The organism is Pseudoalteromonas sp. S3785, assembly GCF_005887365.1.
Classification (GTDB): Bacteria; Pseudomonadota; Gammaproteobacteria; order Enterobacterales; family Alteromonadaceae; genus Pseudoalteromonas.
Genome location: NZ_PNCT01000019.1, coordinates 32,467 through 54,827, shown reverse-complemented (window position 1 = coordinate 54,827; position 22,361 = coordinate 32,467). Strand labels below are relative to the sequence as shown.

Annotated in this window: 20 protein-coding genes and 1 riboswitch; of the genes, 7 read left to right on the top strand and 13 right to left on the bottom strand. The window is 41.2% G+C overall.

The window, feature by feature from the left end; translation table 11 throughout:
- Positions 1–25: 25 nt before the first annotated feature.
- The 3 genes from CWC17_RS05350 to CWC17_RS05340 all read right to left on the bottom strand — a co-directional run bounded on the left by CWC17_RS05350 (position 26) and on the right by CWC17_RS05340 (position 1,481).
- A complete protein-coding gene (locus tag CWC17_RS05350; RefSeq protein WP_249935893.1) occupies positions 26–190 on the bottom strand; it encodes a hypothetical protein in 165 nt (54 codons plus the stop codon).
- 183 nt (positions 191–373) lie between these two features.
- The gene (locus tag CWC17_RS05345; protein WP_249935892.1) at positions 374–532 is read right to left on the bottom strand and encodes a VOC family protein; all 159 of its coding nucleotides are present in this window, start codon (positions 530–532) and stop codon (positions 374–376) included.
- Positions 533–545: 13 nt separating this feature from the next.
- Positions 546–1,481, bottom strand: a complete 936-nt coding sequence (locus tag CWC17_RS05340) for a LysR family transcriptional regulator (protein ID WP_138612297.1) — start codon at positions 1,479–1,481, stop codon at positions 546–548.
- A 502-nt stretch (positions 1,482–1,983) separates the two neighbouring features.
- Here CWC17_RS05340 and CWC17_RS05335 point away from each other — a divergent pair.
- The 3 genes from CWC17_RS05335 (at position 1,984) to CWC17_RS05325 (ending at position 4,725) form a co-directional block, all read left to right on the top strand.
- Entirely contained in the window at positions 1,984–3,087 is a 1,104-nt protein-coding gene (locus tag CWC17_RS05335) for an L-dopachrome tautomerase-related protein (RefSeq protein ID WP_138612296.1), read from the top strand.
- A gap of 117 nt (positions 3,088–3,204) precedes the next feature.
- Entirely contained in the window at positions 3,205–3,969 is a 765-nt protein-coding gene (locus CWC17_RS05330) for a glycine betaine ABC transporter substrate-binding protein (RefSeq protein WP_138612295.1), read from the top strand.
- A 102-nt stretch (positions 3,970–4,071) separates the two neighbouring features.
- Positions 4,072–4,725 carry a nitroreductase family protein gene (locus CWC17_RS05325; protein ID WP_138542322.1) on the top strand — a complete coding sequence of 218 codons (654 nt, stop codon included), beginning with the start codon at positions 4,072–4,074 and terminating at the stop codon, positions 4,723–4,725.
- 52 nt (positions 4,726–4,777) lie between these two features.
- Here the strand turns inward: CWC17_RS05325 and CWC17_RS05320 are convergent, their stop codons facing one another.
- The 7 genes from CWC17_RS05320 to dapB all read right to left on the bottom strand — a co-directional run bounded on the left by CWC17_RS05320 (position 4,778) and on the right by dapB (position 14,329).
- Positions 4,778–5,362 carry a class I SAM-dependent methyltransferase gene (locus tag CWC17_RS05320; RefSeq protein WP_138612294.1) on the bottom strand — a complete coding sequence of 195 codons (585 nt, stop codon included), beginning with the start codon at positions 5,360–5,362 and terminating at the stop codon, positions 4,778–4,780.
- Between the two features lie 355 nt (positions 5,363–5,717).
- Positions 5,718–6,371: a 3,4-dihydroxy-2-butanone-4-phosphate synthase gene (ribB, locus tag CWC17_RS05315; protein ID WP_138612293.1), complete on the bottom strand. Its 654-nt coding sequence runs from the start codon at positions 6,369–6,371 to the stop codon at positions 5,718–5,720.
- 241 nt (positions 6,372–6,612) lie between these two features.
- Positions 6,613–6,793: riboswitch (FMN riboswitch) on the bottom strand.
- Between the two features lie 66 nt (positions 6,794–6,859).
- Complete coding sequence (locus CWC17_RS05310) at positions 6,860–7,918, bottom strand: S66 family peptidase (protein ID WP_055015209.1); 1,059 nt, start codon at positions 7,916–7,918, stop codon at positions 6,860–6,862.
- A gap of 354 nt (positions 7,919–8,272) precedes the next feature.
- Complete coding sequence (gene greA / locus CWC17_RS05305; protein WP_055015248.1) at positions 8,273–8,749, bottom strand: transcription elongation factor GreA; 477 nt, start codon at positions 8,747–8,749, stop codon at positions 8,273–8,275.
- A gap of 46 nt (positions 8,750–8,795) precedes the next feature.
- Positions 8,796–12,014 carry a carbamoyl-phosphate synthase large subunit gene (carB, locus tag CWC17_RS05300; protein WP_055015214.1) on the bottom strand — a complete coding sequence of 1,073 codons (3,219 nt, stop codon included), beginning with the start codon at positions 12,012–12,014 and terminating at the stop codon, positions 8,796–8,798.
- A gap of 16 nt (positions 12,015–12,030) precedes the next feature.
- Entirely contained in the window at positions 12,031–13,167 is a 1,137-nt protein-coding gene (gene carA / locus CWC17_RS05295; RefSeq protein WP_138612292.1) for a glutamine-hydrolyzing carbamoyl-phosphate synthase small subunit, read from the bottom strand.
- Between the two features lie 364 nt (positions 13,168–13,531).
- Positions 13,532–14,329: a 4-hydroxy-tetrahydrodipicolinate reductase gene (dapB, locus tag CWC17_RS05290; RefSeq protein ID WP_138542319.1), complete on the bottom strand. Its 798-nt coding sequence runs from the start codon at positions 14,327–14,329 to the stop codon at positions 13,532–13,534.
- Positions 14,330–14,668: 339 nt separating this feature from the next.
- Here dapB and CWC17_RS05285 point away from each other — a divergent pair, with 339 nt between their 5' ends.
- The 3 genes from CWC17_RS05285 (at position 14,669) to CWC17_RS05275 (ending at position 18,083) form a co-directional block, all read left to right on the top strand.
- The gene (locus CWC17_RS05285; RefSeq protein ID WP_138612291.1) at positions 14,669–15,982 is read left to right on the top strand and encodes a Na+/H+ antiporter NhaC family protein; all 1,314 of its coding nucleotides are present in this window, start codon (positions 14,669–14,671) and stop codon (positions 15,980–15,982) included.
- Between the two features lie 134 nt (positions 15,983–16,116).
- Positions 16,117–16,905: a hypothetical protein gene (locus CWC17_RS05280; protein WP_055015218.1), complete on the top strand. Its 789-nt coding sequence runs from the start codon at positions 16,117–16,119 to the stop codon at positions 16,903–16,905.
- Positions 16,906–17,057: 152 nt separating this feature from the next.
- Positions 17,058–18,083, top strand: a complete 1,026-nt coding sequence (locus CWC17_RS05275) for an alpha/beta fold hydrolase (RefSeq protein ID WP_138612290.1) — start codon at positions 17,058–17,060, stop codon at positions 18,081–18,083.
- 220 nt (positions 18,084–18,303) lie between these two features.
- Here the strand turns inward: CWC17_RS05275 and CWC17_RS05265 are convergent, their stop codons facing one another.
- Positions 18,304–19,101, bottom strand: a complete 798-nt coding sequence (locus tag CWC17_RS05265) for a M48 family metallopeptidase (RefSeq protein WP_138542317.1) — start codon at positions 19,099–19,101, stop codon at positions 18,304–18,306.
- 195 nt (positions 19,102–19,296) lie between these two features.
- Between CWC17_RS05265 and CWC17_RS05260 the strand changes: the two genes are divergently transcribed.
- Entirely contained in the window at positions 19,297–20,499 is a 1,203-nt protein-coding gene (locus CWC17_RS05260; protein ID WP_138612289.1) for a Bcr/CflA family multidrug efflux MFS transporter, read from the top strand.
- A gap of 28 nt (positions 20,500–20,527) precedes the next feature.
- Here CWC17_RS05260 and grpE read toward each other — a convergent pair whose 3' ends face one another.
- Positions 20,528–21,142 carry a nucleotide exchange factor GrpE gene (gene grpE / locus CWC17_RS05255; protein WP_138542315.1) on the bottom strand — a complete coding sequence of 205 codons (615 nt, stop codon included), beginning with the start codon at positions 21,140–21,142 and terminating at the stop codon, positions 20,528–20,530.
- A 58-nt stretch (positions 21,143–21,200) separates the two neighbouring features.
- Positions 21,201–22,166 (bottom strand): HrcA family transcriptional regulator, encoded by a 966-nt coding sequence (locus CWC17_RS05250; protein ID WP_055015223.1) that lies wholly within the window; start codon positions 22,164–22,166, stop codon positions 21,201–21,203.
- Positions 22,167–22,361: the final 195 nt, after the last annotated feature.

Genomic DNA, 22,361 nt, shown 5'->3' with positions numbered 1-22,361 from the left:
CTTAAAATGGGTGGCATTTTTTAAGTTAATTGAGCTCTGTAATGTGTAAAAGCTCACCAGATGGTCCCCATAAATAAATCACTTTACCCCACGGTTCTTGTTTTATCCCTTCATAGCGAATATCAAAGTGAGTTAATTTGCTAATGGTGTTAAAGGCTTCGTTTATGTTTAATACGCACACTTGCAGCATTAAATTTTCAGCAAATTCTTGGTTGTAGTATCGTTTAATACCAATCGACTTAAATATTTAATCATTCTAGCGTGCTAAATAGAGCGCTAACAGCGTTATAAATTTCTTATGTAGAACAACTACATGTCGATATTTATGCCTTGTTATCACGCTATTTATCTATCGCTATAAATGCCTAATAACTTAACACGACTGGTATAAAAACAAGCTACATTCACCTGATGTTGCAATACTTAAATCAGCTGATGCAGGCTCAACATTAAAGCCAAGTGCCTGATAAAAGTCGCACGATTGCTGATAATTTTTACACGGTACAAACACTCTAATGTCATCAACTTGCATTTTCAGTTTTTCATTAGCCGAGCACGCTTTTATCAATAATTCCTTTTGCAATAAGGGCTTTTAAAATACCGGCGCTTTTTTCTCTAAATGCATCGCGAAGTAAGCGCACTGCCGGAGTGATTGACTGCCTACTTGGGCACACCAACCAAAGCTCTGTAGGCGTGGGTTTAAAACTTGGCATAACACTTACAACATTACCGGTAAGTAATTCATTAGACATATCTAAGCAGGATTTAACCGCCAGCCCCTTGCCCGACACACACCAACGCCTTACTAAATCGCCATCGTTAGTTGCGTGGCCACCGTTGAGCTTTACTTTAAACTCTTCGCTGCCATTACTAAACAGCCACACATCTTTAATTATATCTTGAAGTTGATAAAACAGTCCTTTATGTGATGTTAAATCATGTGGATGAGCAGGCGTGCCGTGTGTATCAAGGTAACTTTGTGCTGCGCATAAAATACGCGGTACGTCGCAAATTTTAAAACCGTACATGCTGGCATCGTTAGGTTTACCATAACGCAGTGCAATGTCGACAGAATCACGGTAAAAATCAATATTACTGTCGCTAATATTGGCGCGAAGGCTTAACTGAGTGTGGGTTTGCATGAACTCGTCAAGCCAGGGGATCACAATATTGCGCCCTAAATCAGAAGAAAGTGCAATCCGCAGCTCGCCATCAATTATATCGTCATCGCTTTTAAGTGTATTTTTGGCTTGTTCAAGCATCGTCACTGCTTGTTGGCACTGCGGAATATAACGCTCACCGGCGGCAGAAAGCCTTAAATGACGAGTAGTACGTATGAATAGTTCAAAGCCTAAAGCCTGCTCTACCCTTTTAACAGCAGCACTTGCTGTAGCGGTGCGCATATCTAAATTGGATGCGGCAGCAGTAATACTTTTAAACTCTGCTACTTTTAAAATTACCTGTAAGTCTTCTAAAAGCATTGTGTATTAATCCGTTATCAACTTTTAATTATTATTTTTGGCAAAATTAAGCGCTTTAGGTTTGCTTACATGCGTGTTGAGCAATCAAAAAGTGATTTATTGTCTATTTATATTTGACAATGCTTAGGTATTGCGTGATTTATCAATATAAAGGCTAATATTACACTGTACCCACTACCTAGTCACTAACCACTATTTATTAAATTAGGACAATCTTTAGTAACCCTATGTTAGTTTAATAACTCTCAATACTGTTCAGAAAGAATACATTTATTAAACGCTTTTAAGTATGTGTATACGACACTAGGTATTAACCGCACGCTTTAAAATACATTCATAAAAAGCTCAGCCAGCTATTAAACAATATTTTTTGATAAAGATTCAATTATTACCCTGTTTATTGATTAAAAACACTCACCTATTATTCACCTCAACGCAAGCGAAGCCATTTAGGCTATTTAAATCGCTTTATTCTATTTTTTAGCATAACGGGTATCAATGTATGAAACGATTAAAAACCACCCTAGCAATAGCATCACTTTCACTAGCAGTAACTGCTGCTTCAGGCGCCTATGCAGCAGACGTTGGCGCCCTTGAAACGGTGACCACGTTTAATAAATATCGCGGTGCAGGTATAACTATAACACCTGCAGGGCGAATGATTGTAAGCATGCACCCGCTTGACGCACCAAAAACGCGAGTAATTGAAATTATGGCAAATGGTGCTCAACAACCTTTCCCTACCGTAGATTGGGCAGACGGCCCTGAGCTTGGCAAAGTTGGCCTTGCAGCTGTAATTGGTGTACATAGCGATAGTAAAGGTGTGGTGTGGATTTTAGACATGGGCAACGAGAAAGTAGCCCCAAAACTTATAGCCTGGGACAGCGTTGCCAATACCTTAGTTAATACCATTGAATTAAATAAAGACGCCGTACTTGCTAACTCATTTTTACAAGACTTTGTAATTGATGAGCGTAACAACAAAATTTACATTGCCGATATGTCATTCGGTAACTTTATGGGTGCAACCAAACCTGCTTTTATAGTAGTTGATTTAAAAACGGGTGAATCAACACGCGTACTTGAAGGCAATGCTAAGCTAATGCCAGAGAAGCGTGACATTGTCATCGAAGCCTCTCCCGTTGCCTCTAAATCAGCAGAAGGTGAAACGACAAACCTTCGCTTTGGTTTAAACCCAATTACCATTGATGATAAAAATGAGTGGGTCTACTTTGGCGCATTTACAGGCACACGCGTTTACCGTATTCCGGCAAAAACGCTCGCTAATAGCACGTATTCAGATGCTGAAAAAGCAAAAAGCATTGAAGTGTTTGGCCCTAAAAACCCAAGCGATGGCATGACCTACGCGCCAGGTGGCGGTATTTTAGTAACCGACCTTGAAAACAATGCCATTGGCTTAACCACTAAAGGCCACTACGAAATAATTGTTCAAGATAAACGATTATCATGGCCAGATAGCCTAGCGCTAAGCAATGGTTGGGTTTATGTAACACAAGATCAGCTCCATCAACACCCTGCATTTAGCCAAGGCTTTGGTAATGCAAAACCACCCTACGTATTAACACGCTTTCGTTTTAATCAGTAAAAAAGTGCCTAGGAGCCAGTTTTTGTACTGGCCCGTTAAAAGGTTTTATCAACGGAATTTTTAAACATATTTGCTCTAGTTCAACTTAATTACTGGTATTCAAATAAGGCTGATCCTATGCGTAAACCAATTTTAAAATTGGGCGTAACCGATTTATCGCTTCACCATGTTACGGCTTCTTTAGTGAGCCATGTTTTAACTGATATGGGCTTTAACGTTGAGCGTATTTATGCGCCGCATGAAAATAACTTTAAAAACCTTAAATCGGGTGAAGTAGATTTACTTGCCTCAGCGTGGCTGCATTCAAGCCACGGTATTTATAAAGCCGATGTTGAGCAAGCTACACCACTCATTGAACTTGGCTTGCATTATGAGCCTTATGCACATTGGGGCGTACCAGATTACGTACCGCAAAGTGCAGTGCATGAAGTTAGTGATTTGCTTAAACCAAATGTGCTTATAAAAATGGAAAAAACAATTCAGGGCATTAATGTCGGTGCTGGTATTACCCGTTTTTCTATTAATATGATGAAAGAATATGGGCTGACGAGCGCAGGATATGAGTTTTTAACCGGCGCAGAGCGTGATTGTTTTAGCGCGTTTGAAAACGCAGTAGCCACCCAAACTTGGTGCGTAGTGCCATTATGGAAGCCACAATTTTTGCATTACAAGCACACAATACGAGCGCTTAAAGAACCAAAGGGCTTACTAGGCGTTGTTGATAGAGCTGTTTTACTCCTACGAGAAGATAAACAAGTGCTGTTTAATCAAGCACAGATAAACACCCCAGATAAATTACGCTTTTCCAATGAGATCATTGCCGAGCTCGACTATAAAGTATGCAAGAACTTACAGCCCCTCGATGACGTAACGCGTAATTGACTTAATAACAATCCAATTAAATAGTAATTTGTGCTTTGTTTTTTTAAAAAAGGCTCAATATAGACACTACTTGGCTAAAATTGCCACTTAACGGAGATAACCATGACCCATCCAATTATTAATGATTTAGAAAAACGTTATACAACTAAACGCTATACAACCCAGCGTATTCCTCAAGATGACTTAGATGTAATTTACGAAGCTATGCGTCTTTCTCCTTCATCTATTAACTCGCAGCCGTGGAAATTTATTGTTATTGAATCAGACGAAGCTAAAGAGCGTATGCACTCTACGTTTGAAAATAAATTTCAATTTAATCAGCCGCATATTAAAACTGCATCGCACGTTATTTTATTTGCTTACAACCCTAAATATAAACGTGATGATTACGCACAAGTCATTGATGCAGATATTAAAAATGGCCGTACCCAAAGTGAAAACCGCGAACAAGCATTTGGCGCGTTTGCCTTTGTTGATATGAATACCGATGAGCAAGGCAACAATGCGATGTGGACCAAAGCGCAAACTTACATTGCCCTGGGCAACACAATGCACGCCGCAGCACGCTTAGGTATTGATTCAACGCCTATGGAAGGTGTAGATGCACAGCTTATTGGTGAAGTGTTTGAAGACGAGCTCGATGGCTATATTTGTGATGTAGCGCTGGTACTTGGCTATCACGATGACACTGAAGATTATAACGCTAAGTTACCTAAATCTCGCTTAGCAAAAGAGCAAGTTATTAAGGTTTTATAAAAACCGAGTAAAAAAGCTTAGCGCTAATGAGCGCTAAGCTTTTATATTCATTTTATTTTTTAGCAATAGCCTGCAGTACCGATGCTAACCCCGTGTGGTATGTGCCTTCAAACACTTCTCGCCTTAATTCTTCTAAATGTACAAAGCTAAGCTCGGTTAAGTCGTTTTGTAAATCGCTTTTTGAGGTTTTAGTATCGACACTTGGGCCGCCGCCGGTATTATAATTTACTTGCTCAGGCGTATAGGCCTCAAGTAAAAACACCCCACCAGGCTTTAAACCTTTAACAGCGCGCTTATATACCGCTGAACGCACAGCACTTGGTAAAGGGCAATAAATAGAGACTACCGCATCCCATTTTTCTTTTCCAAAATCAAACTTCGCTAAATCGGCGTGTACTAGCTCAATGTTTACGTTGTGCTCTTTGGCAAGCTTTGCCGCTTTTTCAAGCCCTACTTTTGAGCCATCAACCGCGGTAACGCGATAGCCCATTTTTGCCAAAAATACCGCATTTCGCCCCTCACCTTCGGCTAAGCTCACTACATTACCTTTAGGTAATTGCTTATAGTGCTGGGCTAAAAAATCGTTTGGCTCTTTGCCATAAGCGTATTGCTGAGTGTTATACCTTTCATCCCACATAATTTCTCCTGAGCTAAATTTGTTTACACAAGCATGTATAAAGTACGCTTTATTTGCTTAATAATTCCACGAATAACATGGTGAGTAAATACGTAAAAAGATTAAATAAAAAGTGGCATTGGTAATGTACTGGTTATAACTATCCATAAAGCGTGTTAATTTTCATCGTTTCACCTAAATAATAAACTGTGTGCGGCTGCACTGACTATTTAGGCAAAGTTTACAGGCTGAGAATTTTTGAAAAAGCCGCTTAGCCGAGAAACATTTTCAAATAAAAACGAGTAATTAATCACTTATTGAAAAGCAAAAGCCCAGCAATAAAGCTGGGTTTTACTTAGGTCATGCTTAATAAACCTTAACTGACCTTGAGTTCTTGCATTTGTATGTACTGCACTAGGTCTTCAATCGATACCACGGTCATGCTGTGTTTATTAGCATACTCGCTTATCTGTGGTAAGCGTGCCATGGTGCCATCTGGATTTGTGAGTTCACAGATAACCCCAAACGGTTTTAAACCAGCCAGCTGCATTAAATCTACAGACGCCTCGGTGTGACCACGGCGAACTAAAACCCCACCTGTTTGTGCTTTTAAGCCAAATACATGCCCTGGGCGCGATAAATCACTCGGTTTTGCGTTATCGGCTGTGGCGGCTTTAATCGTTGTGACTCTGTCGGCTGCCGATACGCCGGTTGTAACACCGTGTTTAGCTTCAATGGTTACTGTGTAGGCTGTGTTATTTTGGCTGGTGTTGTTAGTTACCATTTGCGGTAGATCGAGCTGCTTAATGCGCTCATCACCCATACACAGGCACACAATACCGCTGCCTTCGCGGATCATTTCGGCCATTTGTTGGGTCGTTAAATGCTCGGCAGAAAAAACAAAATCACCTTCGTTTTCGCGGTCCTCATCATCAACAACAAGTACCCCTTGGCCTTGCTGCAAAGCAGCAATGGCGTTTTCTACGCGGGTGTGGCTTTCGCCAAATTGGCTTAGTAAAGACTGAATCATTATTATATTCCACATAAAAATAAATAGATTCAGGACACTGAAAGACATGGCAAAACACACAAACTAAATTGCGCACTTTTACCACTAAACAGCTTATACCAATCCGCATAATTGAGTGATCTATTTTGAGGCGGGAAAACGTGTTGATAGCGACACTTTTAGCCCCTCAAAATGATTAAGTATTATTGCAGATTGGTATTAAACACGCAGCCACAGGCCACGTGTTTGCATACGCTACAAGCTATATTCTCTTTCATCCGGACTATAACCGTCGGCTCTGGCCTCTCACCAGATCTGCTTGACCTTTATTTAATACATTAAAAACGATTATTAAATAAAGCGCTCGCGGGCTCATTTTATTCATAAAGTCATGAGTAAAACATACCGCCGGTGGGGAATTTCACCCCGCCCTGAGAATGTACCTGAACTTATCTGTTCACGGCCTGTGCATTATACGCGTGTATGACCATGTTATTCAAAAATAAACGTTAAATAAGCTCAGTGTTTAGTGAGGCATTGAGCACTTTACCTTGATTTATATCAGCCGTAAGTGAGCATTTTGCGCCATTAACTAAGTTTAAATTTGGCTGCACATGGCCAATATCAGCATCTATTATTACCGGAAACAAGCACCCACCCAATGCCACATCTAGCGCATGGCGGTAATCAAAGGCATCGTGATGACTTTGTGTTATTTCACTGCGCCCTAAAATAAGGCCGTTAATATCATCAAATACACCGGCAAGTTTGAGCGACAGTAAAAAGCGTGCCACGGTGGTAGGGGTAAGCTCTGAGTTTTCTAGGTATAAAATAAGGCCCTCGTTCGCACTGTGTTTTTTAAAGTCGTGCAATGCTAAAAAAGGTGAATCAAGTAATAACCCTACCGTATCAAGGCAGCCGCCAAATAAGCGCCCAGACATCTCTATTGTGCGCTCATCGGTATAATTTAAGCACTGCCACTGAGTAGGCTCGCTTGGTGCTAACAGCTCATCGGGGTTTTGTGCGTAATTAGGTTTATTTTTTTGATAATAAGCAGAGGGTCCTTGCTCAAATTTACTACCCGATTCGTAGGTAATGGTTTCAAAAATTTGTAAGCTAAAGGGATTTGTTTCATCTGGATGAAGCTGCATTAAGTTGGCACTATGAAGTGTTGCCCATTGGCACTTAGCCGTAAGTGCACAGGCAATTGTACTCACATCAGAAAACCCCACCAGCCATTTAGGCTTAGCCTCTTTAATGGCGTTAAAATCAAGTAGTGGTAAAATTTCCATTGCAAGCTCTCCACCCATTGGTGGCATAATGGCGGCAACGTCATCGTCTAGCAAAAAGCCCATCAATTGCTTGGCATGGGCTTTTGCATCTAATTCATCGCGGGGTTTATTTTGGCGTAAAAACTCCCCTTCTACTACCTCGTAACCACGGTTCTTCAAACCGTCTATCACTCTATCTAGTCGTGCATGGTATTTTTCTTTTAAGCCCGACGAAAGCGAGCAAATAGCAATTTTAGAGCCTACTTTTAAAGGCGCTGGATAAAGTATATTAGCCATGAGTGTTCCTTTTAATAAAGTGATTCCACTGTGTAAAAGCCGTTATGCATTTACACATTACCTATATGAATGTACCTATATCAACACGCACACTCTTTATGCAATATGAATAAGCGTAGAGTGTGTTTAGCATTAATGCAGTCACCATTTTATTTATAAATTTTTTTAACGGGTAATGGCACGCGCTTTTTTAGCAATCCAATTATGCCAATCCGTTTAACTCAGCGGTCTATTTTGAGGGGTGGTGTTATATATGGGGTTTATGAGAATAAGTTGGCATTAGCTAGTTTTTAGGCATAAAAAAACCGATGCAATTGCATCGGTTTTTGCTTGTACATTACTGTGAGCTAAATATTAAATATACTCAACGTCAATGATTTCGTACTCAACGTCGCCTTTAGGCGTTTTAATGGTAACAGCATCATCTGTTTGTTTACCAATTAATCCGCGCGCAATTGGTGAATTCACAGAGATTAAATTATTTTTAATATCCGCTTCGTCATCACCCACAATACGGTAGGTTACTTCAGCATCTGTCTCTACATTTACGATAGTGACAGTCGTACCAAAAATAACTTTACCGGTATTAGGCATTTTAGTTACGTCAATAATTTGCACATTTGAAAGCTTAGCTTCAATTTCTTGAATACGGCCTTCACAAAAACCCTGTTGCTCACGCGCAGCGTGATATTCAGCGTTTTCTTTTAAGTCACCATGTTCACGCGCCACCGCAATGTCATTTACGATTTTAGGGCGGGTAACTGTTTTTAATTCGTTAAGCTCTTCGCGCAGTAACTCTGCGCCACGAACTGTCATCGGAATTGATTGCATACTTTTCTCACTTAACACCAAGGCCAAATGGCCTTGGTACATTTCCTTAGTTCAATCGCTGGTGTAGCTCTTGAACTGACGTCACTTTACTACGGTCGTCCGCTTGGTTAGCAGTACAGTTAGCAAATGCCGCGTTCAAGGTTGTCGTGTAGTTGGTTTTGTTTTGCAATGCACCACGACGCAACACCTTCGAATCTTCGATCGCTTGGCGACCTTCGGTGGTATTTACGATATAGCTGTACTCTTTATTCTTGATGTTATCAAGAATATGCGGGCGGCCTTCATATACTTTGTTTACACGGCGTACTTCAATACCAGCCTCTTTTAAAGCCTCTGCTGTGCCACCTGTTGCATCAATTTCAAAACCTAGGTCTATCATGGTTTTAGCAAGTTCTACAACACGAGACTTATCGCTGTTACGTACAGATAGTAACGCGCGACCACCGCGTGGTAAAGTGTTGCTTGCACCTAATTGTGCTTTTGCGAACGCTTCGGCGAAAGTATCGCCAACACCCATTACTTCACCTGTAGAGCGCATCTCTGGGCCACGGATAGGATCCACACCTTGGAACTTAGCAAATGGTAAAACCACTTCTTTAACGCTGTAATACGGTGGAATTACTTCTTTAGTAATGCCTTGGCTTGCTAAAGACTGACCCGCCATACAACGCGCTGCTACTTTTGCAAGTGCAATACCGGTCGCTTTTGATACAAACGGTACAGTACGCGCCGCACGTGGATTCACTTCAATTAAGTACACTTTGCCATCTTTTACAGCAAATTGTGTATTCATTAAGCCCACTACGCCAAGCTCAAGTGCCATATCGGTTACTTGTTTGCGCATAACATCTTGCACTTCTTGTGATAAAGAGTGTGCAGGTAATGAACATGCTGAGTCACCCGAGTGAACACCCGCTTGCTCAATGTGCTCCATTATACCGCCGATAATGACTTGCTCGCCATCACAAATTGCATCCACGTCCACTTCAATCGCGTTATCTAAAAAGTGATCAAGTAGTACTGGCGCTTCATTTGACGCTTGTACTGCTTCGGTCATGTATCGACGTAAGTCTTGCTCATCGTATACAATTTCCATTGCACGGCCACCCAGTACGTACGATGGACGTACAACCAATGGGAAGCCAATTTCAACTGATTTAAGTAATGCTTCTTCCGTTGATGTAACCGTTGCGTTTTCTGGCTGAAGTAAATCAAGACGCTCTACTAACTGTTGGAAACGCTCACGGTCTTCTGCGCGGTCAATCGCATCGGGTGAAGTACCAATTACTGGTACACCATTCGCTTCCAGTTCACGTGCGAGTTTAAGCGGTGTTTGGCCACCGTACTGAACGATCACACCTTTTGGTTTTTCAACACGTACAATCTCTAACACGTCTTCAAGTGTAATTGGCTCAAAGAATAAACGGTCAGAGGTATCGTAATCGGTAGAAACCGTTTCAGGGTTACAGTTAACCATGATGGTTTCATAGCCGTCTTCACGTAGCGCAAGGGCTGCGTGTACACAACAATAGTCAAACTCAATACCTTGGCCGATACGGTTAGGACCGCCACCAATTACCATGATTTTATCTTTATCTGACGGATTAGCTTCACACTCTTCATCGTACGATGAGTACATGTAAGCGGTATCTGAGCTAAATTCGGCAGCACACGTATCAACACGCTTGTACACAGGGACAATGTTTAATTGATGACGCTTTTTACGAATTTCTGCTTCAGATACACCCGCAATTTCAGCTATACGTGGGTCGGCGAAACCTTTACGTTTAAGTTTACGTAAAAACTCTGCATTTAAGCCGGCCATGCCACCTTCAGCAATCTTTGCTTCGTCTTTTAAAATGTCTTCTATTTGTACTAAGTACCAAGGGTCAACTTTGGTTAGTTCAAAAACTTCTTCTACGCTCATACCGTGGCGCATTGCATCGGCAATGTACCAAATACGCTCAGCGCCTGGCTCGCGTAGTTCACGGATGATTTTTTCGCGGGCTTTCGGATCATCAAGTGCCACAATTGGGTTAAAGCCCGTTGCGCCAACTTCAAGACCGCGTAATGCTTTGTGTAACGATTCTTGCTGGTTACGACCAATCGCCATTACTTCGCCCACTGATTTCATTTGCGTTGTTAAGCGGTCGTTCGCGCCGGCAAATTTTTCAAAGTTAAAGCGAGGAATTTTTGTTACTACGTAGTCGATTGAAGGCTCAAATGACGCGGGTGTTTTGCCACCTGTAATGTCGTTTTGAAGTTCATCTAACGTGTAGCCAATCGCTAATTTAGCAGCGATTTTTGCAATAGGAAAACCCGTTGCTTTTGATGCAAGAGCAGATGAGCGAGATACACGTGGATTCATCTCAATGATAACCATACGCCCGTCAACTGGATTTACACCAAACTGTACGTTTGAACCACCGGTTTCTACACCAATTTCACGCAGTACTGCCATAGAGGCATTACGCATTAATTGGTATTCTTTGTCGGTTAAGGTTTGTGCTGGTGCCACGGTGATTGAATCACCTGTGTGTACACCCATTGGGTCAAAGTTTTCGATAGAACATACAATGATACAGTTGTCTTTTTTGTCACGAACAACTTCCATTTCATATTCTTTCCAGCCAATCAGTGATTCATCAATCAGCAACTCACTTGTTGGTGATAAATCTAAGCCGCGCTCACAGATTTCGTTAAATTCTTCCATGTTGTAAGCCACACCGCCCCCGGTGCCACCCATAGTGAAAGAAGGACGAATAATACACGGAAAACCAATTCGGGTTAGCGTGTCGTGTGCTTCATCCATAGAGTGAGCAATTTCTGCACGCGGGCATTCAAGGCCAATATTTCTCATGGCTACGTCAAAGCGTTCACGGTTCTCTGCTTTGTCGATTGCATCAGCAGTTGCGCCTATTAGCTCAACGCCATGTTTAGCCAGTACGCCGTGCTTATCTAAATCAAGTGCACAGTTTAGTGCCGTTTGACCACCCATCGTTGGTAGGACTGCATCTGGCTTTTCTTTTTCAATAATTTTTTCTACGACTTCCCAATGAATAGGTTCGATGTACGTTGCATCGGCCATTTCAGGGTCGGTCATGATAGTCGCTGGGTTTGAGTTAACTAATATAACTCTAAAGCCTTCTTCTCTAAGTGCTTTACACGCTTGAGCACCAGAGTAATCAAATTCACAAGCTTGACCAATTACAATTGGGCCTGCGCCTAAGATAAGAATGCTTTTTAAATCGGTACGTTTTGGCATTATTACTCCAGTTAAATTAGTTATTACGCGCTTGCATCAGGTCGATGAAGTGGTCAAATAATGGGGCTGCATCGTGCGGGCCTGGGCTTGCTTCTGGGTGACCTTGGAAGCTAAACGCTGGCTTATCAGTACGATGAATACCTTGTAGTGTTCCATCAAATAACGATTTGTGCGTGGCACGTAAGTTACTTGGTAGTGTGTCTTCATCGGCAGCAAAACCGTGGTTTTGTGCGGTGATCATTACTACATCGCGGTCTAAGTCTTTTACTGGGTGGTTACCACCGTGGTGGCCAAATTTCATTTTTACTGTTTTAGCACCTGAGGCCAATGCTAATAATTGATGCCCTAAACAAATACCAAAGATTGGTGTGTCGGTTTCTAAAAAGGTTTTAATCGCATCAATAGCGTAAGTACAGGGTTCTGGGTCGCCTGGGCCATTAGATAAGAAGATACCATCTGGGTTTAAAGCAAGTACATCGGCGGCTGAGGTTTGCGCTGGTACAACGGTTAATTTACAACCGCGATCAACTAGCATACGTAAAATATTACGTTTAACACCGAAGTCGTAGGCTACTACATGAAACTTTTCATCATCGCTGCTAAGGGTTTTAAATCCTTGGCCTAATGTCCAGCTTGATTCGCGCCACTCAAAATTTTCCTTGGTTGAGACAACTTTTGCTAAATCTATACCTTTTAAACCTGGGAAGGTTTGCGCGGCTTGTAACGCTTTGTTTTCGTCTAACTCGTCACCGGCAATAATACAGCCGTTTTGTGCGCCTTTGTCGCGCAAAATACGGGTAAGCTTTCTGGTGTCGATGTCCGCAATACCTAAAATATTACGTTGTTTTAAGTAATCATCTAACGATTGCTCGTTACGAAAGTTACTTGCTAGCAGTGGCAAATCACGGATCACTAGGCCTTTAGCCCAAATTTGATTCGCTTCTTCGTCTTCGCTGTTGGTACCCGTATTGCCGATATGTGGGTACGTCAAAGTTACGATTTGTTCCGCGTATGATGGATCAGTCAAAATTTCTTGATAACCAGTCATAGACGTATTGAATACTACTTCACCGACTGACATGCCGTCAGCGCCGATTGCAGTACCGCGAAACACTGTGCCGTCTTCTAGGACTAACAGAGCGGATTTAGTCAAGTTAAACCTCCTAACAGTAAAAAACGGGAGTAAGCAAATGCTTAACACCCCGCCAATACCCAGAGGGATCGTCAGAACCAGATTTTTTTGTGAGCTTAAATTGTTTTACGCAGTCTTAAATGATGCCGATATAAAACGCTAAACCTTCAATCATTTTTCTTGCCTAAAACTCTTTTCATTCCCACTGAAACCCCTGGTTTTACTAGCCACTTGGGTATAATTGGAAACACGCATTTAGTAATTTTTGGCAAATTGGCTGCATTCTACATGAAGATGCTATTTAGGTCTAACGTTATTTAGATAAACACTAAAAATAAGTCGCTTTAGGCAAAAATAGACCCAAACAGCTAAAAAAGTAACTAAACTACTTCAGATCTAGCACATCTTGCATATCATAAAGTCCTGCCGGTTTGTTTTGTAACCACTGCGCAGCCCTTATAGCACCTAACGCAAAGGTCATTCGCGAGCTTGCTTTGTGGGTTAATTCAAGCCTTTCGCCCATAGTTGCGAAATAGGCAGTGTGTTCACCTACTATGTCCCCGCCTCTTAAGACCGAATAGCCAATTTCATTTTGCGATTTTGCGGTTTCTACTTGGCTGCGGTCGTATACTGCTACTTCATCGTGATCCCACCCTTTAGCCTGTGCAATAGATTCACCAATGGCCAATGCCGTGCCCGATGGTGCATCTATTTTATGACGATGATGCGCTTCAAAAACTTCTATATCTAAGTCATCACCAAATTTAGTGGCCGCAGTTTGCACTAGGTTAAGTAGCACATTAACGCCAACGCTGTAGTTACGCGCAAACACAATAGGAATATGTTTAGCAGCATTTCCTAATAATGCCATGTCTTCGCTCGTTAAACCTGTGGTACCTATAACCATAGGCAGTTTTTTATCGAGCGCTGTTTTTAAGTGATTGCGCATACCTGCTGGTAACGTAAAGTCGATAAGTACATCAACATCAACAACCTTATTCTCGTCGCTAAAACAAATGGTTTTGTCGGCTGCACTGTTTACTTGATTTACATTAATACCCAATAACGATGAGTTGCTGCGAACATACGCACCACCAAGTTGTGTTTGCTCTTTAATTGTCGCAGCTTCTAATAAGGCTAAGCCCATTCTGCCGTTAGCACCAAAAACACCTATTCGATTCATTGTTATTGCCTTAATCTGATTTAGTTGGATCTGTTGTTGCGTACCCTGACTAATTTGCCGACCTACACTTGCATTGAACAATTATTAGTCGCATATAATCGCACACCGGTAGATATTATCTAAAAGTCGTGCAATAGTCAGGTAAGCCTTTAATTAAATAATAATAACAATACCAGTTTACTTTAGCCATCTATACATTTAAACTTCTCTTTCGCGTCGATTTGGTCTTTGGCTTGCGGGCGCTGTGGTCATCACCTTTTTACTAAAGCGTGATCTACTAAATTCAGCTAAAAGAGGAGTTTTGGCTGTGGTTATACTAACTGGTTATGAGGAATACTAATGCAGCCAACATTTAATAAAAACAAAGCAATATTGTCTTTGCTTCCCCTTCTTACTTTTGTAGCCCTTTTTTTAGGCTCAGGTTTATATTTACAATCTCAAGGGGTCGATTACGCTTTTTATCAGCTCCCTGCCCCGGTTGCAATTTTACCCGCTATTATGCTTGCCTTTATTTTAAACAAAGGCACTGTAAACCAATGTGTTGAAACCTTTATTAAAGGTGCAGGACACAACAACATTATTACCATGTGTTTAATTTATTTACTTGCCGGTGCATTTTCGGCCGTTGCAAGTGCAACCGGTGGCGTAGATGCAGTGGTAAATGCTGGCTTGTCACTTATACCTCCGTCGCTGTTATTGCCTGGTCTATTTTTAATTGCAGCGGTTGTCTCTACCGCAATGGGTACATCTATGGGTACCATTGGCGCTATCGGGCCAATTGCTTATGCGGTATCGGTTAAAACTGGTATCGACCCTGCGCTAATGGCCGGTACGATAGTATCGGGCGCAATGTTTGGTGATAACCTTTCTATTATTTCAGACACAACCATTGCTGCAACACGTACGCAGGGCTGTGAAATGAAAGACAAGTTTAAAGAAAACTTAAAAATAGCGGTTCCTGCGGCAGTATTAACCATTGCTTTGCTGCTTTATTTAACCCCAGCGCCACAAGCGGTAGAAACAAAGGATTTTGATTTATTATTAGTGCTGCCCTATGCCTTTATTTTAGTATTGGCTGTAGCCGGTATGAACGTCTTTGTGGTTCTATTTAGCGGTATTGTATTTGCTGCGCTAATGGGCTTTACCGGCAGCTACGAAGGTGCAAGCTTTGTAAAAGATATTTACAAAGGCTTTACCGATATGCAGGAAATATTTTTACTTTCTATGTTCATTGGTGGCTTATCTGAATTTATTCGTATTAACGGCGGCCTTGATTTTCTGGCACAAAAAATTCAAGCCATTACAAAAGTGATTGCCAAGTGGCACCGCAAAGTAGCTGATCAGCTTGGTATATCAGCCTTGGTATTAACCAGTAACGTGTGTATAGCCAATAACACGGTGTCAATTATTGTTGCTGGCCCTATTGCTAAAAAGCTTGCTGATGATGGTGAAATAAGTGGTAAACGCTCTGCAAGCTTGCTCGATATTTTTGCATGTGTTACGCAAGGCTCACTGCCCTATGGTGCGCAAGCATTACTGTTAGGTGCTACGTTTAAAATTAGCCCGTGGGAAGTATCAACCTCATCTTACTACTGCTTTATTTTAGCTTTTACTGCCATTGCCGTTATTTGTTTACGTCGTAATAAAGCCTAAACTTTGTGCAAAACCCGATGTTGCAGCTTAATAAGTAAGCTGCAACATATGTTAAAATAACAATCTACAAATCAAGACCTTGTGCTATAATGCGCGCTTTCGCGTGTCACTAAAATTATAGTTAAATACAGATTATGAAATTTAAAAAATTACTCCCCCTCGTTACCCTTACGTCAATCGCTTTATCATCTTCTGCCCTTGCTGCTAACTGGAGCAGTACCGCATTACATGTTAATAATGGCGATCAAAAAAACCCATTTACCAAGCAAGAATCAGATACGACTGTTTACTCGCTGCAGCATGCATCGGGCTATGATTACGGTGATAACTTTTTCTTTATTGATTACAGCAAAGACGATACAACCGACGGCTACCAAGATAGTGACTTTTACGGCGAATGGTATTCAACGCTAAGCTTATCGGCTATCAGCGGTGAAAAAATTGGCGCAGGTGCATTATTAGATGTAGGCCTAACTGGCGGAATTAACGTTGCCGGCGATGCCAAAATGATGAAATACCTACCGGGTGTTAAATTAAGCTGGGATGTGCCCGGGTTCAACTTTTTTCAAACACTTGTCACTGCCTATATTGATGACAGTGAAGGCGTAGCAAAAGGCGGCGCTCCTATTGAAACTAATAGCTGGATGTTTGATGTTGCCTTTGAATACCCGTTTACCCTAGGCTCGCAAAAATTTAGCTTTAAAGGACACGCTGAATACATCGCAGAGCGCGAAGATGAATTTGGTAACGACGTAGAAGCATGGATACTTGCTCAGCCTATTTTAGTGTGGGATATGGGCCACGCCCTAGAAATGAAAGAAAACACGCTGTTACTGGGTATGGAATTACAATATTGGCACAACAAGCTAGGGACCGAGGTCACTGAGTCAGTTCCACAAATACATGTTGAGTGGACATTTTAAGTAGTCTCTTTAAGTTTAAAATACACAAACGGAGCCCTTTAAAGCGCTCCGTTTTTTATGCCTTGAACACTATTTAATTGAACAGCCTGTAATACTTGGTTATTGTCTTACTTCTTTTGAGCTTATGGCTCTTCTTTTAAAGGAGTAACAAAATGTCGCCATTTAAAGTTATATGTTTTTCTACATTGTTAGCATTAACGAATAATACGTTTGCCAGCAGTACAGAACACTCTCACTCCCTCGCTTATGATGCCCTTTTAACTAATTACCAGTACGACTTTAAGGTAAATTACTATAATATTGAGTCACAAAAGCAGTCTCTTAAAATGGCATATATTCATTTAAAGCCAACTAAAAAAAATATGCCTACCGTTACGCTAATGCACGGTAAAAACTTTAATGCCGACTACTGGAGCCCCACAGCACGTTACTTACAATCGCTTGGCTTTGGCGTGTTGATCCCTGATCAAATTGGCTTTGGTAAATCCTCTAAGCCGACTAACTATCAATATTCGTTTGCGGCGCTAGCTCATCATACACGCGCATTAATGGACTCGCTAAATTTAAAGAAGTCGGTTGTTGTTGGCCACTCTATGGGCGGGATGCTAGCGAGCCGCTTTGCATTAATGTACCCAGATACAACCTCTAAACTGATTTTGCTTAACCCAATAGGGCTTGAAAACTATCTACACTATGTAAAATACAAAGACACCAACTTCTTTTATAAAAATGAGCTTAACAAAACCCCTGAGGGTGTTAAAAAGTACCAGCAAAAAAATTATTACGATGGAAAGTGGAATGCCGCCTACTCTGCCCTTACTGACTTTATAACAGGACAGATACAAGGCCCAGATAAAGAGCAAATTGCCTGGGTTAACGCAAAAACCTACGATATGATTTTTACTCAACCTGTGATCACTGAATTTAAAGACCTATCCGTGCCAGTTAAATTAATTATTGGCACACGTGACAGAACGGGGCCTGGCCGAAACTGGAAAAAAGACGGAATTGATTACGAGCTGGGGCGTTACGACAAATTAGGAAAACACGCTGCTGCGCTTATTCCTAATGCACAATTGTTTGAACTTGATAATTTAGGGCACTTACCACAAGTAGAAGATTTTGAGCGCTTTAAAGCAGTGTTTAAACAAGCACTAAGTAATACCAATCCGCAATAATATCTAATCATTTTACGGGGCTAAACGTGTCGCTATCTGCGTTAAAAAATTCTCATTTAGAACAACTAAATAGCGAATTTTTTGCCTTGCTATCAACACGTTTATCCATCCCCAAAATAGATCACTTACTTACGCGGATTGGTATGAGTAATAGCTTGATACTTAATAAAATAAAGCCCTGTAAGTAAACTGCTTACAGGGCTTTTATATAAAAACTAATTTACAGCGTGCATTGCGGGTTTTTACCCTGCGATTTAGCCGTACTTTGCTCGCTAAGCGCTTCGCTCATTTGTGATTGTAAATTTTTAATACGATTGCTCGGTGCTGGGTGAGTTGATAAAAACTCTGGTGTGCTACCACTGCCCGCTGCGCTCATATTTTGCCAAAGCGTTACCGACTCTTGTGGGTTAAAGCCCGCCTGCGCCATTAAATCTAAGCCAATTGTATCGGCCTCTGATTCGTGCGAGCGGCTAAACGGTAAAACTACGCCATACTGTGCGCCGAGTCCAAGACCTTGCATAATTTCGTTACGGTATTGCACGTTACCCATCTCAAGTGCAGCGCTTCCTAATTGCATACCTGTATCTAATATTGAGCTTTGTGATACGCGCTCATTTGAATGCTCTGCTATAACGTGGCCCACTTCGTGCCCGAGTACTGTTGCAAGCTGATCTTGATTGGTGGCTATTTTTAATAAGCCCGTATGTACACCAATATAGCCCCCAGGTAGTGCAAAAGCATTGGCCGACTCATCTTCAAATACAACAACTTCCCAATTTTGTGAGGCGTATTCTTGTGGTAAAACAGCCACAACCTTATCAGCAATACAATTTACATACGCATTAGTTTTTGCATCTTTATTGATTGGCTGTGATTCTTTCATCTGAGCAAAGCTGGCCGAGCCCATTTCACTCATTTGTTGATCTGAATACAGTGCTATTTGCGTACGCCCCGTAGGCGATGTTTTACAGCCTGCTAAAACTGCAGTTGCGAGTAAGGCAAGGGCTAGTTTTTTCATGGTGTTTCCTTCAAGTCTTTATTTTTTATTAGCTGTAGAATAGCAAATACAGTGCCAGTTTAGAATCTTTGCTCCTTTATTGCTTCGCTTTTTATTGTATGTAAATAAATTAACTTACTAGTCAAACTCAGTTTATCCCCTTGCTTTGCCCTGTTACACTGTAGGCCCTGTTTTTAGTGAATGTTGAGTGATTACATGGACGCCTCGGCCTCGTCTTTTAATACCCGAATATTGTTACCTTTGTTAGCCAGTATTGTGGCTATAACGCCATTAGCTATTGATATGTATTTACCAGCCATGTTGGTTATAGCGAACGATTTACAAACCAGTATGCCAAATGTACAAATTTCGCTAAGTATTTATTTGGCTGGCTACTCGTTAGGTATGCTATTTTTTGGCCCTGTTGCCGATCAACTCGGACGGCGAAAACTAGCCCGTATTGGCTTAACCTTATTTGGTGCAAGCTCATTTGCGCTGGCCTTTAGCAGTGAAATACACACTTTTTGGGTGCTTAGAGCAGTGCAAGCATTCACTGGAGCGGCCGCCACGGTGGTTGTGCCTGGCATAATTAGGCATATTTATCAAAAAAACACCGCTAAAGGCATGTCGTATGTTTCTATGATTATGATGGTAGCCCCCTTAGTTGCTCCCTCTGTTGGGTCATTTATTTTAGGGTTTTCGGTATGGTCTACTATATTCTTAGTGCTTGCTGGATATAGCTTTTTAATATTAGCGCTTGTTCAAGTATATTTAATAGATATCCCCATTCATAAAAATGAAAAAAAAGGCCTAGCCTTGTTTTTTGACAGTTATAAAACTGTGCTGAGTAATAAAGATGCCCGTGCAGATATTTTAAGCTCGATGTTTGTCTCGTTTGGCTTTTTTTGTTTTTTAACCTCAGTACCGTTTGTATATTTAGATTTATATAAGGTATCTGAGCAATTATTTGGTGTGCTATTTGCCTTTAACGTGATGGCACTGATGTTTGGTAACTTTTTAAATACGCGAATTGTACCAAGGCTTGGTTCTCGTAAAATGCTTTACGTAGGGCTTGTATGCGGATTTATATCAGGGCTGGCACTACTAACATTTAGTTTGTTACACCTTTCTTTATATTATATTGTAGTGGCTATTGCGCCATTAATGATGAGCTTAGGGGTAACAGCGAGTAATGCTGATTCGTTGATATTAATGAAGTTTGAAAAAAACACCGGCACCGCTACAGCTGTCATCGGTACGCTGCGCTTTGGCAGTGGCGCACTTGTAGGTCCTCTTCTGGCAGTTATGCATGCTAAAAGTGCTGTGCCGTTTTCGAGCTTAATGTTTAGCGCTGTGCTACTGACTATACTTGTGCAATTAATCCACTATAAAATAGACAAAAAAAATGCCTCATCATGAGGCATTTTTTATAACAAGCAGTAAATAATTAAGCGTCGGCTTCTTTAGATACCATAACCATAGCTGGGCGCAATAAACGGCCATTTAAAGTATAGCCTTTTTGCATTACTGCAAGTACTGTATTTGGTGATACATCGTTACTCGGCTGGATAGACATAGCCTGATGGAATTCCGGATTAAACTGCTCACCTTGTGGGTTAACAATTTCAACGCCAAACTTTGCAACTGCATCGTTGAAGCTTTTAACTGTCATATCAATACCTTCAAGCACTGGCTTTAAGGTTTCGTTTTCTTTATCAGAAAACTCAATAGCGCGCTCTAGGTTATCGATTACCGGTAGTAATTCGTTAGCAAACTTTTCCAGTGCAAATTTATGTGCTTTTTCTACGTCTTGTGCGGCACGACGACGAATATTATCTACATCTGCGGCGGCGCGTACAACACTGTCTTTTTGATCTGCAATTGTTTGTTTTGCAGCTTCAAGCTCTGCATATAACATTGCAATCTCAGCTTCAGGGCTTTGCTCTTGGTCTGCTTCATGCTGCTCTGCGGCTTCTACTGCAGCCTCAACATCAGCTTCCATTTGAGCTACTTCTTCGTTTAGTTCTACTTCTTGCTCTGGGTTTTGTGTCTGCTCAGACATAAAATACGTGCTCCAATTCTTTACAACTGCGGTAATTATGGGGATTGAATAAAAAGATTCAAGAGTTAGATGGCTCTAATAATTTAAATTCTTGGATTAATTGTTCAATTTGCGCCGATTTAGGACAAATTACGCAAAAACGGCTTTGATATTCTTGCTCCTGAAAATACGGAACACTAATTACAATCAGCTCATTGCAGTCAGTAAACGGTAAGTTTTCAGTGTTTAATACTGATACACCATTTTTAAATGCGAGTTTATCTTCGACAAAATTTAAAAATGAAACGCCAATATTTAAGCTTTGTTCGCAGTCGATTTTTTTATATAAATAGTTTTCGCCGACGACAATGCTGTTATCAGACCCTAACTTTTGACTAAGTTGACGTGTCCACTGTGTGAGTGAGTCATGGCAGTTACGCGGTGCGGTGTTTGCCATGGCTTGCATGCGGTACAAACCCTCCATTAAAGTTTGTTGGCTGAAAACCGTGTTTAGCCAAGTAGCAAATTGATAGCGCACTGCGTCTGATGAGTCATCAGGTTTGTTGATGCAAATATTGTGGCTTTGCCCTGCCCTGTCTATGAGCAATACCAACCAATTGTTAGAATCGAACTCCAGCACTTCTACTCTAAATACTTGTTGTGAACTTGCCTGAGGTAGGCCAACGCAGCAACATACTTGATACTTTTGGCTCAGCCCATGCGCAAGCTCAACTAACTGTGTTTGCTCTGGCTGCCAATAATTTGCAATATCAGCTAACGGAAAAAACTCATCAAACCAATAATCAAACCCTTGGTTTGTTGGCACACGCCCTGCTGATGTATGGGGGGAATATAACAAGCCTACTTTTTCAAGTCGCGCCATAGCATTTCGTACAGTGGCAGAGCATACCGCCATGCCTTTTTGCTTCGCTATTTTTGTTGATGGAACGGGCAATCCTTCACCATTACAATAAAGGCTCATCACTGCTGAAAAAATTTGTTGATCTCGAGGGTTTATATTCATGTTATCTACATCTTGTTGCATGAAAGAGATATCGGGGCAGTTAAAACAAATTCAAGCCTAAAGCACGCTTTAAGTGAATATGCTATTGCAGGTATTCCAATAAAACGCTGCAAGCACTATTTTTAAACAGTAAATACCAAAGTTAAAGTGGAATTTAATATATTAAGCTAATAACTATTACTTAGCAGCTTTGTAATATAAAGCCTTAATTGAATC

What these genes read in the sequence shown, in the direction of transcription:
- CWC17_RS05275 (WP_138612290.1), top strand. Translation starts at nt 17,058, where the DNA reads ATGTCGCCATTTAAAGTTATATGTTTTTCTACATTGTTAGCATTAACG.
- greA (WP_055015248.1), bottom strand. Translation starts at nt 8,749, where the DNA reads ATGCAATCAATTCCGATGACAGTTCGTGGCGCAGAGTTACTGCGCGAA.
- carB (WP_055015214.1), bottom strand. Translation starts at nt 12,014, where the DNA reads ATGCCAAAACGTACCGATTTAAAAAGCATTCTTATCTTAGGCGCAGGC.
- CWC17_RS05350 (WP_249935893.1), bottom strand. Translation starts at nt 190, where the DNA reads ATGCTGCAAGTGTGCGTATTAAACATAAACGAAGCCTTTAACACCATT.
- ribB (WP_138612293.1), bottom strand. Translation starts at nt 6,371, where the DNA reads ATGATTCAGTCTTTACTAAGCCAATTTGGCGAAAGCCACACCCGCGTA.
- CWC17_RS05310 (WP_055015209.1), bottom strand. Translation starts at nt 7,918, where the DNA reads ATGGCTAATATACTTTATCCAGCGCCTTTAAAAGTAGGCTCTAAAATT.
- CWC17_RS05280 (WP_055015218.1), top strand. Translation starts at nt 16,117, where the DNA reads ATGAAATTTAAAAAATTACTCCCCCTCGTTACCCTTACGTCAATCGCT.
- CWC17_RS05345 (WP_249935892.1), bottom strand. Translation starts at nt 532, where the DNA reads ATGCAAGTTGATGACATTAGAGTGTTTGTACCGTGTAAAAATTATCAG.
- CWC17_RS05265 (WP_138542317.1), bottom strand. Translation starts at nt 19,101, where the DNA reads ATGAAAAAACTAGCCCTTGCCTTACTCGCAACTGCAGTTTTAGCAGGC.
- dapB (WP_138542319.1), bottom strand. Translation starts at nt 14,329, where the DNA reads ATGAATCGAATAGGTGTTTTTGGTGCTAACGGCAGAATGGGCTTAGCC.
- CWC17_RS05250 (WP_055015223.1), bottom strand. Translation starts at nt 22,166, where the DNA reads ATGCAACAAGATGTAGATAACATGAATATAAACCCTCGAGATCAACAA.
- CWC17_RS05260 (WP_138612289.1), top strand. Translation starts at nt 19,297, where the DNA reads ATGGACGCCTCGGCCTCGTCTTTTAATACCCGAATATTGTTACCTTTG.
- CWC17_RS05340 (WP_138612297.1), bottom strand. Translation starts at nt 1,481, where the DNA reads ATGCTTTTAGAAGACTTACAGGTAATTTTAAAAGTAGCAGAGTTTAAA.
- CWC17_RS05335 (WP_138612296.1), top strand. Translation starts at nt 1,984, where the DNA reads ATGAAACGATTAAAAACCACCCTAGCAATAGCATCACTTTCACTAGCA.
- CWC17_RS05325 (WP_138542322.1), top strand. Translation starts at nt 4,072, where the DNA reads ATGACCCATCCAATTATTAATGATTTAGAAAAACGTTATACAACTAAA.
- CWC17_RS05320 (WP_138612294.1), bottom strand. Translation starts at nt 5,362, where the DNA reads ATGTGGGATGAAAGGTATAACACTCAGCAATACGCTTATGGCAAAGAG.
- CWC17_RS05330 (WP_138612295.1), top strand. Translation starts at nt 3,205, where the DNA reads ATGCGTAAACCAATTTTAAAATTGGGCGTAACCGATTTATCGCTTCAC.
- CWC17_RS05285 (WP_138612291.1), top strand. Translation starts at nt 14,669, where the DNA reads ATGCAGCCAACATTTAATAAAAACAAAGCAATATTGTCTTTGCTTCCC.
- grpE (WP_138542315.1), bottom strand. Translation starts at nt 21,142, where the DNA reads ATGTCTGAGCAGACACAAAACCCAGAGCAAGAAGTAGAACTAAACGAA.